Source organism: Williamsia sp. R60 (genome assembly GCF_054063855.1).
Window position 1 is genome coordinate 118620 of record NZ_JBSSGR010000003.1, and the last position, 17075, is coordinate 135694.

The 17075-nt window shown below is 64.1% G+C and carries 16 protein-coding genes; 12 read left to right on the forward strand and 4 right to left on the reverse strand.

Annotated elements, in window-relative coordinates; all coding sequences use genetic code 11:
* Positions 1 to 102 precede the first annotated feature (102 nt).
* On the reverse strand, positions 103 to 720 hold the full coding sequence (locus ACVWY6_RS13840) for a TetR/AcrR family transcriptional regulator (RefSeq protein ID WP_457538767.1): 618 nt from the start codon (positions 718 to 720) through the stop codon (positions 103 to 105).
* Between the two features lie 219 nt (positions 721 to 939).
* Between ACVWY6_RS13840 and ACVWY6_RS13845 the strand changes: the two genes are divergently transcribed.
* The 5 genes from ACVWY6_RS13845 to atzF are packed head-to-tail and all read left to right on the forward strand — an operon-like array spanning position 940 to position 7789.
* The gene (locus ACVWY6_RS13845; RefSeq protein ID WP_031333382.1) at positions 940 to 2502 is read left to right on the forward strand and encodes an amino acid permease; all 1563 of its coding nucleotides are present in this window, start codon (positions 940 to 942) and stop codon (positions 2500 to 2502) included.
* Positions 2503 to 2545: 43 nt separating this feature from the next.
* The gene (locus ACVWY6_RS13850; protein ID WP_400721217.1) at positions 2546 to 3406 is read left to right on the forward strand and encodes an urea amidolyase associated protein UAAP1; all 861 of its coding nucleotides are present in this window, start codon (positions 2546 to 2548) and stop codon (positions 3404 to 3406) included.
* Positions 3407 to 3464: 58 nt separating this feature from the next.
* Entirely contained in the window at positions 3465 to 4124 is a 660-nt protein-coding gene (locus tag ACVWY6_RS13855; protein WP_457538770.1) for an urea amidolyase associated protein UAAP2, read from the forward strand.
* Positions 4125 to 4127: 3 nt separating this feature from the next.
* A complete protein-coding gene (locus ACVWY6_RS13860; protein ID WP_457538772.1) occupies positions 4128 to 6131 on the forward strand; it encodes a 5-oxoprolinase/urea amidolyase family protein in 2004 nt (667 codons plus the stop codon).
* Positions 6128 to 7789, forward strand: coding sequence for an allophanate hydrolase (atzF, locus tag ACVWY6_RS13865; RefSeq protein WP_457538774.1), 1662 nt, complete (start codon positions 6128 to 6130; stop codon positions 7787 to 7789). Before ACVWY6_RS13860 ends, atzF begins: the two co-directional genes overlap by 4 nt.
* On the opposite strand, the gene ACVWY6_RS13870 is transcribed toward atzF, so the two are convergent.
* Positions 7786 to 8661 carry a TIGR03621 family F420-dependent LLM class oxidoreductase gene (locus ACVWY6_RS13870; RefSeq protein WP_457538776.1) on the reverse strand — a complete coding sequence of 292 codons (876 nt, stop codon included), beginning with the start codon at positions 8659 to 8661 and terminating at the stop codon, positions 7786 to 7788. The genes atzF and ACVWY6_RS13870 overlap by 4 nt on opposite strands.
* Before the next feature lie 80 nt (positions 8662 to 8741).
* On the opposite strand from ACVWY6_RS13870, the gene ACVWY6_RS13875 reads away from it, so the two are divergent.
* Positions 8742 to 9428, forward strand: a complete 687-nt coding sequence (locus tag ACVWY6_RS13875) for a histidine phosphatase family protein (protein ID WP_457538777.1) — start codon at positions 8742 to 8744, stop codon at positions 9426 to 9428.
* 111 nt (positions 9429 to 9539) lie between these two features.
* The gene (locus ACVWY6_RS13880; protein WP_457538779.1) at positions 9540 to 11021 is read left to right on the forward strand and encodes an SDR family oxidoreductase; all 1482 of its coding nucleotides are present in this window, start codon (positions 9540 to 9542) and stop codon (positions 11019 to 11021) included.
* Positions 11022 to 11438: 417 nt separating this feature from the next.
* Here ACVWY6_RS13880 and ACVWY6_RS13885 read toward each other — a convergent pair whose 3' ends face one another.
* Positions 11439 to 12218, reverse strand: a complete 780-nt coding sequence (locus ACVWY6_RS13885) for an alpha/beta hydrolase (RefSeq protein WP_457538781.1) — start codon at positions 12216 to 12218, stop codon at positions 11439 to 11441.
* A gap of 75 nt (positions 12219 to 12293) precedes the next feature.
* Here ACVWY6_RS13885 and ACVWY6_RS13890 point away from each other — a divergent pair, with 75 nt between their 5' ends.
* The gene (locus tag ACVWY6_RS13890) at positions 12294 to 12944 is read left to right on the forward strand and encodes a TetR/AcrR family transcriptional regulator (protein ID WP_457538783.1); all 651 of its coding nucleotides are present in this window, start codon (positions 12294 to 12296) and stop codon (positions 12942 to 12944) included.
* A gap of 167 nt (positions 12945 to 13111) precedes the next feature.
* Here ACVWY6_RS13890 and ACVWY6_RS13895 read toward each other — a convergent pair whose 3' ends face one another.
* Complete coding sequence (locus ACVWY6_RS13895) at positions 13112 to 13759, reverse strand: FMN-dependent NADH-azoreductase (protein ID WP_457538785.1); 648 nt, start codon at positions 13757 to 13759, stop codon at positions 13112 to 13114.
* A gap of 89 nt (positions 13760 to 13848) precedes the next feature.
* Here ACVWY6_RS13895 and ACVWY6_RS13900 point away from each other — a divergent pair, with 89 nt between their 5' ends.
* From ACVWY6_RS13900 to ACVWY6_RS13915, 4 genes are all read left to right on the forward strand, one after another.
* Positions 13849 to 14376 (forward strand): MarR family winged helix-turn-helix transcriptional regulator, encoded by a 528-nt coding sequence (locus ACVWY6_RS13900; RefSeq protein ID WP_457538787.1) that lies wholly within the window; start codon positions 13849 to 13851, stop codon positions 14374 to 14376.
* 381 nt (positions 14377 to 14757) lie between these two features.
* Positions 14758 to 15294 (forward strand): flavin reductase family protein, encoded by a 537-nt coding sequence (locus ACVWY6_RS13905; protein WP_457538789.1) that lies wholly within the window; start codon positions 14758 to 14760, stop codon positions 15292 to 15294.
* Positions 15295 to 15340: 46 nt separating this feature from the next.
* Positions 15341 to 16537: an acyl-CoA dehydrogenase family protein gene (locus tag ACVWY6_RS13910; protein WP_023962353.1), complete on the forward strand. Its 1197-nt coding sequence runs from the start codon at positions 15341 to 15343 to the stop codon at positions 16535 to 16537.
* A 76-nt stretch (positions 16538 to 16613) separates the two neighbouring features.
* The gene (locus ACVWY6_RS13915) at positions 16614 to 17048 is read left to right on the forward strand and encodes a type II toxin-antitoxin system Rv0910 family toxin (protein ID WP_457538791.1); all 435 of its coding nucleotides are present in this window, start codon (positions 16614 to 16616) and stop codon (positions 17046 to 17048) included.
* Positions 17049 to 17075: the final 27 nt, after the last annotated feature.

Here is a 17075-nt window from a genome sequence, read left to right on the forward strand (position 1 = left end):
GTCGCGCGTTCGATCCTCCACAGACACAGGCTTTTCGTCTCGACGCAGGGGTTGCAACTCCGGCGCCTGGATACAAATCCTGCGAATTCGTCGCTGCGGCAACTACTTCAAGACCAATGCGATGGTGTCGACCAAGAGGTCGACCATCTCGTGCAGGGAGTCCGCGCCGAGCGCGCCGGCCATCTCATCGGAACGCATGCTGATCACCGACTCGACGAGCCGGAACGGCAGGTGTCGACGCGGATCGTCGGGGTCACCGAGTACCTCCCCTGCCAGCGCCGCGTAGATACGCGCCAGATCTGTTCTCGCCTGGCGGAATTCGGCGAACCGCTCGGTGCGCAACTCCGGCAGGAGATACAGGGCGCCGAGGTTCCACCTCGAACCCGCGAGTTGGGCGGCGTCGAATCTGGCAAGCGACTGCAGCCGTTCGAGCGCCGGCTCGCCGACGGCCTCTCTTAGCTGCTGCGCCGTGACCAGCGCCCGTGCCACGGTGTTCTGTAGCAACGCCTCGAGGATGTCGTCCTTGGTCTTGAAGTGGTGATAGAGAGAGGCCTGCCGAATACCGACGGCCTCCGCGATCATCCGGGTAGAGGTACCTGAGTAACCGCGTGTGGTGAAGAGTTCTCCGGCGGCATCGAGGATCTCGTCCCGTGCGGTATCCCCACGGCGACGCTGCTCCACCAACCTCGGGCGACCTGGCCCTGCCGAAACCGAACTCACACAGAGCACCTTACTGTCATCCGCCGCAGCCGATCCGCCGTCACAGCGCGGCTCGGATGGCAAACGGACCTGACCGGGCAAGTGCGCATTCGGAAACACAGTTGTTGCACTCGTTTGCCTCGGGGTAACAAACCTGTCACCCGACAGAAATAGCGAACGGTTTATCTATCACCTGACAGATAAACCGGGCTCATGGGCCCACTACCAGGAAGATCTCCCATGACCGCAACTGCGCAACCACCTTCGGCACCAGTGAGCGGCGGCGTCACCAAGAACGGCGACTCCGACGATCTCTCCGCGTTCGGTTACACCCAGCAGCTCCATCGTTCGCTGGGAACATTCGCGTCCTTTGCGGCGGGATTTTCCTTTGTCTCCATCCTGACGACCATCTTCCAGCTCTTCGGGCTCGGCTTCTCGTTCGGCGGTCCGGCATTCTTCTGGACATGGCCCGCGGTCTACGTCGGTCAACTCCTGGTGGCGCTGTGCTTCGCCGAGATCGCCGCTCGCTTCCCGATCTCGGGGGCCATCTACCAATGGTCGCGCCGGATGGGCGGCGAGGTGATCGGCTGGTTCGGCGGCTGGTTCATGATCCTCGCGCAGATCGTCACCGCCTCGGCGGCAGCGATTGCGCTGCAGGTGGTGATGCCGTCCATCTGGACCGGCTTCCAGCTCATCGGCTCCGACCCTGCCCTCACCAGCACCAGCGGTGCGTCCAACGCTGTGCTGCTCGGCTCGATCCTGCTGGTGATCACCACCATCATCAACTGCATCGGCGTCAACTGGATGAGCCGAGTCAACAGCATCGGTGTCACCTGCGAGATCGTCGGCGTCATCGCCGTGATCCTGGCCCTGTTCACCCATGCCGAGCGCGGCCCCGACGTGGTGTTCGACACCGGCATTCCAGGCGAACAGCCCGGGTACGTCTGGGCTTTCATCGTCTCCGGTTTGATGGCCGCCTACGTGATGGTCGGCTTCGGCTCCGCAGGCGAGCTCGCCGAGGAGACCAAGAATCCGCGGCGCGTCGCACCGCGGACCATCCGTTTGGCGTTGACCGTATCGGCCATCGGCGGTGGGCTCATGCTGCTCGGCGCCCTGATGGCAGCACCGAGCCTCGGTGAAGAACTGGCCGTCGGCGGCCTGCCTTACGTCCTCGACTCCGTGCTCGGATCGTTCTGGGGCAAGGTCCTGCTGTGCGACGTCGTGGTGGCGATCTTCATCTGCACCTTGGCAATTCAGACCGCATGCTCCCGGCTGATGTTCTCGATGGCCCGCGACGACCGGCTTCCCGGATCCCGGATTCTCTCGCACGTCAACCCCAGAACCGGCACCCCGATCGCCCCGTCGATCCTGATCGGTGTTCTCTGTATCGGCGTCCTGGTGGTCAACGTGGGCAACTCGGCGATCTTCGCGACGCTTGCCAGTGTCTGCATCATCCTGATCTATCTTGCCTACCTCTCCGTCACGGGTCCGATGCTGTGGCGACGCCTCAAGGGTTGGCCGCACGGCACCCCCACCGTCGACGCCGAGGGTAAGAAACTGTTCAGCCTGGGCCGGTTCGGGATTCCCATCAACCTCCTCGCAGTCGTCTACGGGCTCGCCATGGTCGTGAACCTGGCGTGGCCGCGATCGGAGATCTTCGACCCGGCCGGCGAGATGCCCATCCTGAAGTGGGCTGGCCCGATCTGCATCGCGGTGGCCATCCTGCTCGGCATCGCATGCTTTCCACACGGCAAGAAGCATCCGATGCCCGTGAAGGTCGCCGCACCCGCAGAGCCCATCTGATCCGGCTCTCCGCGAACAGCTCTCACTGAAAAGGAACTCCGTCATGACAACGTCCACCGAGTCGACAACCGGTTCGACCGGCACCACCGCAGGGGCCCGCGAACATGCGCGGGCACAGGCCGCGACCATCACCGACTCCATGCCGGTGGTGCCGGCATCGACGTGGACACCGTTGCCCGACAACGTCGCCGCGCACGACATGACCTGGGCTGAGACGGTTCCCGGTGGGCGCTACACGGTGAAGGTTCTCGCCCGCGGAACACGCCTGCGACTGCGTGATGTGGCCGGCACCGGATGTGCGCACATCCTCCTGTGGCGCGCTGATGCACCATGGGAGCGGCTCAATGTCGCCGACACGGTCAAGGTGCCCTGGCAGGCGTACCTCGGCTCCGGTCACCCGCTGCTCAGTGATCAGGGGCGCGCACTCGCGACCATCGTGGCCGACACTTCCGGCCATCACGACGCCCTGTGCGGTACCAGCACCCTCGCCGGCAACCTCGCGAAGTATGGTGCCGGAGCTGTTCATTCGACGTCTCCGGCCGGCCGCGAGATGTTCACGCTGGCGGCGGCGAAGCACGGACTGAACCCCACCGACGTGGTTCCGTCCCTGTCGTTCTTCCACAGCATCGTGGTGGAAGCCGACGGAACACTGACGTCGAAGGGCTCCGCCGGCCGCGACAAGTACGTGGACCTGCTCTTGCATCTCCCCTGCACCGTCGCGATCGTCAACACCGCGCATCCTCTCGACCCGTCCCCCGGTTTCGATGTGGGGCCACTGGAGATCTTGGCGTGGAAGGCACCGGGCGATCTCGACTCCGCGTTGGCATCGCTACTCGACACAGACCCGGAATATCAGCGGGCGGTGCTCAACTCCGAGGACGTGTGGGGCGCGGCCCACTTCTAGAATCCGGCCTCCCGCACCTCGTGAACCCCTTCCGCAAACCTTCCGAAAGGACACCGTGATGACCTCTGCCACAACGGCATCGGCTCGCGACCTCGCCCTCGTCGACGGACAGGTGATCCTCGACCACGAGATCGGCGAACGTGCACCGTGGTCAGGCATCGTCGAAGCCGGCGATGTGCTGACCCTCGTCGATCTGCATGGGAACCAGGCCGTGGACACCCTGTTCTTCGGCGGTGCCGATCACACCATCCGCTACTCCGCCCAGACCACCATCGCCGCCCAGGGCAACATCTTCCTCACCACCGGAACCGTGATCCGCGACCACGATTCGGCGCCGATGATGACCATCGTCGCCGATGAGGTGGGCAACCACGACACGGTCGGCGGTGCGTGCTCGCAGGAGTCGAACACGCTGCGCTACGGCCACCACACCAAACACCAGCACGCCTGCGTGGAGAACTTCCTGATCGGTGGGGCGCCGCATGGTCTGGGCAAGGCCGACATGGTAGGCAACGTCAACTTCTTCATGAATGTGCCGGTGGATCCCGACGGCTCGCTCGGCATCGTCGACGGTTTGTCGGCACCAGGACGGCGCGTCGCATTGCGCGCCGAAGCCGACACCCTGGTGCTGATCTCGAACTGCCCCCAGATCAACAACCCCTGCAACGGATTCGACCCCACCTCGGCGCGGGTCATCGTGACACGACCAGAGGCATAACAGATGTCGAGCATCTCGGTACTGCGGGCGGGCCCGCAGAGCACCATTCAGGATTGGCCGGGCCGTATCCGGTATTGGCAGGTGGGTGTACCGCCATCCGGTCCCATGGACGATCTGTCGTTCCGGCTGGCGAACATCGCGGTGGGCAACCCAGAAGGAGCGCCCGGACTCGAATGCACCCTGCTGGGACCGCAATTGAAGTTCGACGAAGACACCGTTGTCGCGGTCACCGGCGCACCTGTGCCGGTGACGGTGGCCGGCGAGGTGGTACCGCAGTGGTCACCGATCGAGGTCAAAGCGGGTCAGATCCTCGATGTCGGCGCGGCAGGCGGCGTCGGGATGCGGATGTACATCGCCGTTGCGGGCGGGATCGACGCGGAGCTGTACCTGGAGAGTCGCGCGACGTTCACACTCGGGCGATTCGGCGGAAAGGACGGACGTTCTCTGACCGACGGGGACACGCTGGCTCGGGCACAGACGTCAGCCGCTGGGTCCCCTCGCCGGATCCTGATCGACGAGAAGCCTGCGTTGACCAACAACTGGCAACTCGCCGTCACTGTCGGACCACACAGTGCTCCAGAGTTCTTCACCCAAGAAGACATCGAGGATCTGTACAACACCGCCTACGAGGTGCATTTCAACTCCGACCGCACCGGTGTCCGCCTGCTCGGACCGCAGCCCCGCTGGGCACGCACCGACGGCGGTGAGGCAGGACTTCACCCGTCCAACATCCACGACACCGCCTATTCCGTGGGCGCGCTCGACTTCACCGGTGACACCCCGATCCTGCTCGGTCCCGATGGGCCGAGTCTGGGCGGCTTCGTCTGCCCGGTCACCGTCACCACGGCGGACCGCTGGAAGATGGGTCAGCTCAAACCGGGCGATACCGTCCGGTTCGTACCGGTGCGCGTTGCCGAGGTGGCGAGTTCGGCCGCACTGGGAACAGCTCGGCGCTCGAACATGGTCACCGTTCTGTCGTCCGGTACCGATCTCGACGACGGAGTGCTCGGATCCACCCGAACCGCTGACGGCACCACCGAAGTGACCTACCGCCGCAGCGGCGACGACAACGTCCTCGTCGAATACGGCGACATGACACTCGATCTCGCGCTCCGGGCACGGGTGCATGCGCTTGCACAACGGATCGAGGCCGACCGGCCCGCCGGTCTCGTCTCGCTCACACCAGGCATCCGGTCACTTCAGGTCAAGGTCGACGCCACCGTGATGCGGCAATCGGTGCTGCTCGACTGGCTCATCGAGTGCGAAGCCCAGCTGCCTTCGGCGTCTGAGCTGATGGTGCCGAGCCGCACGGTGAACATGCCCCTGTCGTGGGACGATCCGGCGACCCGGGAGGCGATCGAGCGGTACATGCTTGGTGTGCGCTCCGACGCGCCCTGGTGCCCGTGGAACATCGAGTTCATCCGGCGGATGAACGGGCTGAAATCCGTCGACGACGTGTACCGCATCGTCTACGACGCCGAGTATCTCGTACTCGGCCTGGGCGATGTGTATCTCGGTGCCCCCGTTGCCGTTCCACTCGATCCGCGACACCGTCTGATCACCACCAAGTACAACCCGGCTCGCACCTGGACCCCGGAGAACGCGGTCGGCATCGGCGGCGCCTACATGTGCATCTACGGCATGGAGGGTCCCGGCGGCTACCAGTTCGTCGGCCGCACCACCCAGGTGTGGAACCATCGGCACCCACTCGAGGCAGCAGGTTTCGAACCCGAGCACCCGTGGCTGTTGCGGTTCTTCGACAAGATCAGCTGGTACCCGGTCAGTGCCGACGAGTTGCTCGACCTACGGGCCGACATGGCCGCCGGCCGAGGACATGTGGAGATCACCGACGGCACGTTCTCACTGGCCGAGCATCAACAGTTCCTCGCCGACAATGCCGACGACATCAGGGTCGAACGGACAGCGATGGAGACGGCGCGCGCCGAGGAGCGCAAGCGCTGGTCCGACGGCGGCGAGTTCGCCACGAAGACAGGGAAAGTCGCGTGACACGCATAGCCGACATCTACGCCCAGATCGCCGCGGCCGATCGGCCGGAGGTGTTCATCACCCTGCGCGATCAGGCGGACGTCGAAAGAGACCACGCTGCCTCCATCGCTGCCGGAGGCGCACTGGCCGGGGTGGTGCTTGCGGTCAAGGACAACGTCGACGTCGCCGGGCTGCCCACGACCGCCGCCTGCCCGGGCTATGAATACCGGCCCGAACACGATGCCGCGGCGGTCGCCGCCCTTCGGGCTGCCGGAGCGGTGGTCATCGGCAAGACCAACCTCGACCAGTTCGCGACCGGTCTGGTCGGCACGCGCAGCCCCTATGGTGCTGTGCGTGATTCACGTCGCCCCGACCACATATCCGGGGGTTCGAGCTCCGGCTCGGCAGTGGCCGTTGCCCTGGGGCTCGCCGACATCGCCATCGGCACCGACACCGCCGGATCGGGACGGGTGCCCGCCGGCCTGCAGGGCATTGTCGGCATCAAGCCCACCATCGGAGTGGTCAGCACCGCGGGCGTGGTGCCGGCCTGTGCCAGCTATGACTGTGTGACCATCCTCGCCGCGGATCTGGACCTCGCCAATCGCACGATGGGGGTGATGGCCGGAGGTGCTGCGTGGCCGGCGTCAACGCATTTCGCTGCTCCCGACAGTCCGGTGGTCGCCGTGCCGGCCACGCTGCCCGCTCTCGATGCACGGTGGCAGGAGGCCTTCCACACCGCGGTGGAACACGCCGAGAACGCGGGTGTGCGGATCAAAGGAATCGATCTGTCGGACTTCCTGGCTGCGGCCAAGCTCTTGTACGAAGGCGCCCTGGTCGCCGAGCGCTATGACGCGGTGGGCGAATTCATCTCAGCGGCATCTTCTTCCGACCTCGTCGACCCGACGGTCGCCGCGATCATCGGCCCGGCCGACCGGTTCAGCGCCACCGACCTGCTGTCGGATCGCCGACGCGTGCAGGCGCTGGGTGAGCGCGCCATGTCGGCGCTCGGCGACGCGACGGCGCTGCTGATCCCGACTGCCCCGATGCATCCGACACTGGCCGAGGTCGAAGCCGATCCCGTCGGCGTCAACGCCACGATGGGGACCTACACCAACTTCTGCAATCTGTTCGACCTGTGCGCGGTGTCCGTCCCGGCGGGTGAGGTCACCGAAAGCGACGGATCGACAGCACAATTCGGCGTCACAGTGGTGGGCCGGGCCTACGACGACGCAGTGGTGCTCGACATCGCCGGCCGGATCGGTACCCGATCGCCTGCAATTGGTCGGTCCTGGCCCGAACGGGCGGGCGCCAAGGCCACCGAGGTGTTCGTGGTGGGTGCGCATCTGCGCGGTCAGCCGCTGATGGGTCAGCTCACCGACAAAGGTGCGCGTTGGGCCGGAGACGCCGCGACAGCGGAGGCGTACCGGCTCGTCGCCCTAGATACCGAGCCCGCAAAGCCGGGGCTTGTCCGCGATGAGTTGTCGGGCACATCCATTCGCGGCGAGCTGTGGGCTCTCTCGCCGGCGGCACTCGGAGAGTTCCTCGGCGAACTCCCGTCACCGATGATGCTGGGGCCGGTCCAACTCTCCGACGGTCGCTGGACCGTGGGCTTCGGGTGCGACCACCAGTCGGTGGGCGAGGCCGTGCCACTGACCGCCACCCATTGGCTCGAACGCTAGGGGTTCGCTTCCGCCGGACCTTGGCGCAGTTCTGAGATCACCCGTCCGAACGCGTCAAGATCTGCCGCCGACGGTTCGATCGGCGTCAGGTAGGTGATCCCGAATTGCTCTCGCAGTTGCCGGATGCGGGTGACCACCTCGTCCTGAGACCCGTGCAACGCGTTGGGTTGGCGCAACAGTTCGCCATCGGTGGCATCGCGGTTGTGGTGACGCAACGTGTCGAGGTCCGGCTCTCGGTCGATGGCGAGGTCGAAGATGATCAGATTCAATTCGAGGTCGTCGAACCTCGGACCTGCTTGGCGCCGAATGTATTCCACGCGCTCGGCGAGCGCCTCGTCGTCGGCGAGACCCGCAAGGGCAACGATGTCCGCATGGTGGGCGGCGATCGTCAGCACTCGGTTTCCCGTGCCGGCGACCATGATCGGGGGTGGTGTCTGCACCGGCGGCGGCGTGCGAGCCGGGTCACCGAGGAGTCGTCTCAGTTCGATCACCATGTCGCGCATGTGGTCGACACGTTGCCCGGGCGACCCGAACGGGATACCCGCTGCTACGAACTCCGCCTCGACATAGCCCGCGCCGAGTCCGATCTCCACGCGTCCACCCGTCAACTGGTCGACACCGGCGATGTCGCGGGCGAGCAGAGCCGGCCGATAGAAGCCCGCGTTGAGGACGAAGTTGCCGACCCGAACGGTCGGTGCGGCAGCTGCGGCCGCGACCAACATGGGGAACGGCGCACCCAGTTCGAGATGGTCAGGCAGCAGCACCACGTCCACACCGCACTGTTCGGCGTGCCGCACCTGGGCCAGGAACTCATCGGCCGTCCCTCGGGCCAGGAAGTTCACCCCGAACCGGAAGTCTCGAGAACCGCTCATGACACACCATTAGAGACGATCGACGCACATCGGCGCGACCGATGCCGGGCGGCGGTCCACCGCACGGCAAGATGATGCCCATGGGTGTCATCTACTTGGTGCGGCACGGTCAGGCCGGTCATGACGAGAACGGTTACGGGAGCCTGACCGATCTCGGACGCGAGCAGGCACGGAACGTGGGCAAGCATCTCGCGCGGCGCGTGGGCCGGCTCGATTTCGCGGCGTCGGGAAATCTGGCTCGGCAGTTGGAGACAGTGCAGGAGATCGTCGCGCAGTTCGAGGATGGGACTGCTCCCGAGCCCGTCGTGAACGCGGGCTGGAACGAATACGACCTGACTCACCTGACCAACCGGGACATGCCACCGGTGGGCACGTCGGCCGCGGCCGCCGACGCTCAGCGTGATTTCCAGCGCGATCTCGACAAGGCACTGCTGGCCTGGGCTGCCGACGGCCACAGCACGGGGGCCGGTTCCTATGCCGAGTACCGCGAGTCGATCCGTGAGGCACTCAAGGAGATCGCGACGTTCGCGGGCCCCGGTCAGGTTGCGCTCGCGGCGTCCTCGGCGGGCACGGTCGCGGCCGTCGTCGCGGAGTTGTGGGGTGTGGACTCGCAAACCTGGCCCGTCATCGCCCGCACCATGGTCAACGCCTCGATCACCAAGCTCATCGTGGGCAGCACCGGCATCAACGTGATGTCGGTGAATGATCACGCACACGCCGACACCCCCGATGACCAGGGGAAACGACGGCTCGTCACCATGCGCTAGAGCGCCTTCGCGTTTGAGATCTCTCGACCTGGGCATTCCGTCGTCAGCATCTCTTGAACCGAGACGATCGCGGTCTCGGGACGAACCCGAATCCCAACCATCGGAGCGCTCATGCAGCCCGCCACCAGTTCGACACCCAGCGCTCTGGTCACCGGCGCCACCGGATACGTCGGCGGCCGCCTTGCACCACGCCTGATCGAACGTGGCCACGACGTACGGGTCCTGGCTCGGACCCCGGACAAGTTGAAGGGCGCTCCCTGGATTGGCAGCGCGAAGGTGATCAAGGGCGACCTGAGCGACAAAGGGTCGCTGGAGAATGCCTTCACTGATGTCGATGTGGTCTACCACCTCGTTCATTCGATGGGCGGTTCCAAAGACTTCAGCGCCGAGGAACGTCGGTCGGCAGAGAACGTCGTCGAGGCCGCACGCAAGGCTGGGGTGTCCCGGATCGTCTACCTCTCGGGACTGCACCCCGAGGGTGTCGAACTCTCCGAGCACCTGAGTTCACGCACCGAGGTGGGCGAGGTCCTGATGGCGTCGGGCATCGAGACCATCGTCTTACAGGCGGGCGTGGTGATCGGTTCGGGGTCGGCGTCATTCGAGATGATCCGGCACCTCACCGAGCGTCTGCCGGTGATGACCACCCCCAAGTGGGTGCACAACAAGATCCAGCCGATTGCAGTCAGGGACGTGATGCACTACCTGGTGGAGGCCGCCACCGCGAAGGTTCCCGAATCGCGCACATGGGACATCGGTGGTCCAGACGTCCTCGAATACGGCGACATGATGCAGATCTACGCCGAGGTTGCTGGGCTGCGCAAGCGCAAGATGATCGTGATCCCGTTCTTGACACCGTCGCTGGCCAGCAACTGGGTCGGCACCGTCACCCCGATTCCCGGTGGTCTCGCCCGTCCCCTGGTCGAGTCGCTCGAACACGACGCGGTCGCCTCCGAGCACGACATCGACGACGTCATCGCACCTCCGGTCGGCGGGTTGACCCCGTACCGCACGTCCGTCGAATTGGCTCTGGCCCGGGTGGGTCGCGGCGATGTGGAAACACCGTGGTCGAACGCGTCGCCCGCATGTGCGCCGTCCGAACCGATTCCCTCAGATCCCAAGTGGGCCGGTGAAGAGGCGTACGTCGATGCCCACACCAGCCACACCGTCGCGACCGCGGCGGCTGTGTGGAAGGCGATCGAAGGACTGGGCACCGAAAAGGGCTGGTACGGAACGGCACCGGCCTGGAAGTTGCGCGCACGGATCGACCGGGCAGTCGGTGGACCCGGATCGTCCGCAAGCCCGAGCCAGCAGGGCACGCCGGCTGCCGGCGACGACCTCGACTGGTGGCGCGTGGAGACAGTGGAGCCCGAACACACGTTGCGGCTACGGTCACAGATGCGGTCGCCGGGTACGTCGTGGCTCGAATTCCGCATCGCCGCAACAGAATCTGGCAGCGAACTCGAACTGCGCACGGTGTTCTATCCGCGTGGCATCGTGGGACGTGTCTACTGGTATGCCCATTTGCCGGCTCATCGCGCGGTGTACCGCACCATTATGAAGAACATCCTGCGCGAGGCCGAGAGATCAGTCTGATCTGACGCACGATCACATCCGAAGGAGCCGAGGACGCATTCCAGCGGGTGTTGGTTTTGTCGAAATCCTCACCAGCCTGCGGCGAACCGATACCAGTCGCCAGAGACGTGGCTGAGTTCGATTGCTTCGAACTGCGCTCGAAATGCGTCTGTAGGGTCATGGAACTGCACGATCCCGAAAGCGCACAAAATACTTACGGCTGTACCGACGTCGCCAACGCTGACAACTGGATCGACTGGTTGAGGGTCCCGTAATCACCTGGTGCCCGTTCGGTGCGCGCGGCATCCGGGACCGATGAGCGCTTCGTCAAATCAACTTGAATAGTTTCTCCTAGCGGCCTGAACCCCTTGTGCGGCAAAAACTTGTGCGCTGAAAGTTCCCCCAGTGGTCAACCCAACGCAGTCACGCGGGCCGGGTTCATGCGAAGACGGACCGTGTCGTCATCCAGCCGTCGATAGCGTTCATGGTTTTGTCGAGTGTTGGCGGGTCGAAGAGTGCGTGGTCGGCTCCCGGTATTTCGACGTGGTCGGCGTCGCGGTATCGCCTGGCAGTGGCGCGAGGGATCCTCGGGTTGACGGCTCTGTCCTGTTCGGCGCCGATCACGAGAACAGGTGCGGTGATCGCGTCGAAGTCGACGCTCGCCGCGTGACGTCGGTCGAGGTACGGGAAGCTCATCTCGCAGTACGCGCGACCCGACTCGGCGACCGCATCGTCGAGGAGTTCGCGCACGTGCTCTGGCGGCTGGTGCTGCGCGATCATCTCAAAGCGAGCCGTGGTGGGCATCAGGGGACGTCGCCACGGTGCGCTCGGTCGAAAGAAATGGGTTCCGAACAGTCGGATCATGGTCGGATATACGGCGAAGATGCCCGCTGCGGGTGCCGGAGCCGCGGCCACGACACCGGCGGTCGGGGTACGTGCGGCGACCAACTGCACCAGTAGACCACCCATGGAGAGTCCGACGACCAGTGGCGGGGAGTTGAGGGACTCACAGAAGTCGACCAGGTCGTCGGTGTAGTCGAGCAGGCTCAGACCGGCGATGAGGGGAGCACCGTCGTCGCGGGGCAGTTCGTGATGGCGCAGGGTCGGGGTGTGAACAGTGAACCCGCGGTCGGCGAATGCCTGCGTGGCCGACCCCCACCAGGTTTCGGTACCGCGGCCCCAGGTGCCATGAACAAGGACGACGTGAAGAGGTGACATGACTGTGAATTTACACGCATCGATCGATTTGGCAATCAATCGATCCGGGTAAATTGGCGCCACTACAGTGGCGATATGGATCGAGAGGACGAGACCGAGGTCGGGATTGATGGTCGTGCCGCTCGCTGGGCACACCGGCGCCCGGAGCTGGTGGCCGCGGCCACCGGCTACGTTCTCGACCATGGCGTCTCGGATCTGACACTGCGGCCGCTGGCATCCGCGATGGGAATCACCATCGCAACAGTGGTGCGTCAGTTCGGAACCAAGGAGGCACTCATCGAGGAGGTCAGCCGGTCTATCAACGCCGACCTGCTGAGAACTCTCCGCGACGATCCCGAACTAGCCGACCTTTCGCCGGCGCAGACCCTTCGCACCCTCTGGCGGCGGTGGCTGGACCCCGCGCAAGGCCGACAGTTCCGAATGTTGTTCGAGCTATACGCCCTGGCACTGCGTCACCCCGAGCAATATCGGTGGTTCACAGAGTCGATCGTCACCGATTGGCTGCCACAGATCGAGTCCCCACTGATCAGCGACGGGGTCGATCCCGCGGCCGCACGCCAACTGTCCACGCTGGTGTTGGCTGTGCTCAGGGGGCTGCACCTCGACCTTGTCGCGACCGGCGACGTCGACCGAGTGGATGCCGCGTTCGAGCTCGCCATGGCGACGCTCGATCCCGCGCTCACGCCATCGGCGGTAGCCAAATCAACGAACATGGGCACCAAGTAACGAATTCTCGCCCGCAACAGCGGGTTCAGGTCTCCATTGACACACATCCGTCCATGTCGCGCCGACAGCTGTGGTTGCCAGCCGCTTTGTTAGTTCCGTTGATCGAAGCCGGCGCCTGGTGGCTCTACCTACGCCGTGTCACGTTTACTTGACACAAGTTAGCTTCCTCAGACGCGAGCGCCCCCAAGCGCCTGTCCGTGCTTCCGAGCGAGCTGCTCGGCTTCGCTACGAAGCGTTGCGGCGAGATTTGTGAACTCGTCGAGCGCCGGGTTCTCACCAACGAGGGTGAACGCGGTTTCGACGACCTCGAGGTCCAGGCTCCAGACATCGGCGAGGATGCGACGCATCCAACCGGTCGCGTGATCCCAGCCCTCGCGTGGTGTCCCGGCCGCGTAGTTGCCACCTTGGACCGTCACGAGCACCGCAGGCCTGCCCGCGAGTACCGGAGCGGCTGCCGGACTGAAGCGCGGGTCGGTCATGACGGTGTCCACCCAGGTCTTGAAGTGTTGGGACACTCCGAAGTTGTACAGCGGCACAGCGAACAGCAGAGCGTCGGCGGCGATCAACTCATCAGCCAGTTCAGCCGCGACACTGAGCGCTTCGCGTTGCTCGGGCGACTGCTGATCCTCAGGGGTGTAGCCGGCGAAGGCAGCTGTGGCCCAGGTCGTCGCGGGAATCGGCTCTGTGCCAACGTGGCGCCGGACGATCCGGTCGTCGGGATGCCCTGCCGTCCACTCCTGTTCGACGATGTCGGCAATTGCCCGGCTGTGTGATCCGTCGACTCGAATGCTGGCGTCGAGACGGAAGAGGGTCATGGGTTCTCCTTGGGTGAGCTGTCAACTTGAACGTGCAAGTTGAACCATACGCCTCATTGTTGAACATTCAAGTTCGCTAGAATGATCGCGTGACCGACACCCCGGATACGCAGGATGACGTGTGGCTATCCCCCGATCAACAGCGCGACTGGGCATCCCTCGTCGCAGTACTGATGACCCTGCCCGGCAAGCTCGACACGCAGTTGAAACAGGTCGCCGGAATCAACTTCTACGAATACAGCGTGATGGTGTCATTGTCGAACGCTCCCAGACACGTCAGCGTGATGAGCGATCTGGCCATGGAGGCCAAGGGGTCACTGTCCCGGCTGTCGCACGCAGTCTCACGTCTCGAGGCTGCCGGCTGGGTGGAGCGCCGGTCGTGCGGCGGCGCCGGCCGACGAACCGAAGTACTCATGACCGAGACGGGCTGGCAAGAGCTTCAGCGTATTGCGCCCACGCACGTCGAGGAGGTACGGCGGCTCGTCGTCGACGCCATGGACGCCGCCCAGCTCGAACAGCTGGGCTCGGCCGCCCGCCTGATCGCCGCCGCCGTCGACCCCGCGCTCGCCGACGTTCTGGCGTCAGCGATTGTTCGTAGCGACAAGACACAGGACTAACAAGTGCCGCTTGCAGTCAACTTATCGAATGGTCGAGCCCACAACGCACATCATGTTCAAGATTCGATGCTCGCTCGACTCAATGCATCGCCCCACGGAGTCGGTGTTGCAGCCGGTCCAGTGCGACAACACAGAGGTATCGTCCGCAGTTCAACTGTGCCGCAATTGATGTCGTCCAAATCAGGCCGACTGTGACATTCACGTTCACTGAGCGCGGCGGGCATTGTCGACCGTGCCCTCAACCTCATGGAATCAGGACCTTCGCCATCGCTTACTCCTGAGCAGTCGTCTGTTCACCCTGCTCACGTGTCGCGGGAACGACCGTCCAGAGCGAACGAGAATTTCATTGACTTACAGTCAACGAAACTATACCGTCGTGCCATGGACGCCACCGCCACCCACGCCGCACCCAAGGAATCGGCCAACCGTCGCAATGACGTTCCCGCCCAGGATGCGGCAGATTTGCGACGCGCGTTCGGATGCTTGCCCGGCGGCGTTGCTGCAATATGTGCCGATATCGAACCCCACCCAACCGGGATGCTGGTGAGTTCACTGACGTCGGTTTCACTCGAACCACCGCTGCTGTCATTCTGTGTTCAGAACGGATCACGGACGTGGGCCGGCCTGCAGAGCGCCACCCATGTCGGGGTGAGCTTTCTCGGCGACACCCACGAACACGTCTGTGTGCAGTTCGGCGGCGAGTCATCACAACGATTGGCGCGCATACCTGTTCGCCGTACCGCTGAAGGTGCGGTCCCCATAGAAGACGCAGCCGCCACCTTTGTCTGCTCGCTCTACGAAGAATTCTCAGCGGGTGACCACACGATCGTTGTACTCCGGATCGAGACGTTCGAGGCGGCACCGGAATGTGCACCGCTGGTCTTTCACCGATCGCGCTACCGCACGCTGACCGGGTAAACACCACTCTTACAACCGATTCCGCGAAACACAGGAGGACCACACCATGACCACAACACAATCACCCCAGATCGACTCTGTTGGCGACGTGCTTGCCCGCGTCAGAGACCTGCTGCCGCTGATCAAACAACATTCGGCCGGCAACGAGCGAGAACGCCGGGTGGATCCGGCAGTCATCGAAGCCCTCCGAGACGCGGGCGCATTCCGCTTGGCTGCTCCGCGACGTCACGGCGGACTCGAAGCCGGGCTCACGTCCATGCTCGAGCTATCGGCGCTTATCGCCGAAGCCGATGGCGGAACATCCTGGGTCACAACGCTATCGAACATCCAGTCATGGTCGACGTGCATGTATCCCCGCCAGACGGTCGACGAGATCTACGCTGACGGACCGGACAAGATTCTGTGCGGTGTGGTCTCACCGGGAGGTACCGCTCGAAAGGTCGACGGCGGATACCGCGTCACCGGCCAGTGGCCGTACGCATCAGCGAGCCTGCACGCCGAGTGGATGGGCGGTGGAGTGTGGGTGCTCGATGACGACGGCGACGAAGAAGACCAGGCAATGATCCTGCTCCCCCGCTCCGATGTTCGGGTTGAGGACACCTGGTATGTCGCCGGCATGCGCGCCTCGGGTAGCAACACCATTGTCGCCGAGGACGTGTTCGTACCCGACCATCGATTGATCTCCATGCTCCCGGTGATGTCGGGTACGTACATGGCCGACCATCCCGACTCTGCGTTCTACCGGTCTGCGTTTGGCCCGATGCTGGTGCTCGTGCTGGTCGGGCCTCAACTGGGCCTGGGCCGCGCTGCGCTCGATCTCGCGGTGACCAAGGCGGCCACCAAGACATTGGCCTACACCAACATTGAACGTCAAGCGGATTCGGTGGCGTTTCAACTGCTCATCGCCGATGCTGCCACGAAGATCGATACTGCCCACCTTCACGCATACCGGGCGACGGCTGACGTGCAGCGTTACGCCGAACAGAACATCTACCCCGACTTTGCCGCCAGGGCCAGAATGCGCGCGGATTCCGCTGTGGCGTTGCGCAGCATCAACAGCGCCATCAACACACTTCTCGATGCTTCTGGTGCCGGGAGCTTCGCCGAAGTCAACGCCATGCAACGTATCTGGCGCGATTCGAACGTCGGTGCGCGCCATGCGGTCATGCTGCCGCAGGTGTCGATGGAAACCTACGGCAAAGCACTGCTCGGCCAACGCGACCACATCACCGCCATCATCTGACCCAGGCCGTCGTGCGCGGATCTCCCCGCCGGCAGACACGTCATCATCCGTCAGTCACAGATATCCAGGAGTAGCGATGCCCGAGATCACCACCACCAGAACACTTCACACCAGCCAAGACAAGGCCTGGGCGGTGATCTCTGACCCCTCCCGATTCGAGGAATGGAACACGCTGCACACCCGGTGGGGCGCCGAGCCACCTACAGAACTGGGCCTTGGTACCAAAATCGTGGAGGTGGTCACCATCAAAGGTGTCGTGGACACCATCGACTTCACCACGTCCGCCTACGACGCACCCCGTTATGTGCAATTGGAAGGGTCCGGGAGCACTGGGTCGACGGTGCAGCTCGATTTCACCGTCGAACCCAACGGTGACAATGCCTGCAACGCAACGCTGCACATTATTTTCGATAGCTCAATCCTGTTCGGCCCTCTCGGAAAAATCATCCAGAAGGCGTTCAGCAAACAGCTCGACAAGTCGCTGGACAAGCTCAGCGAACTGGTCGAATAACACACTGCTGACGGGTTCGCGGAACGA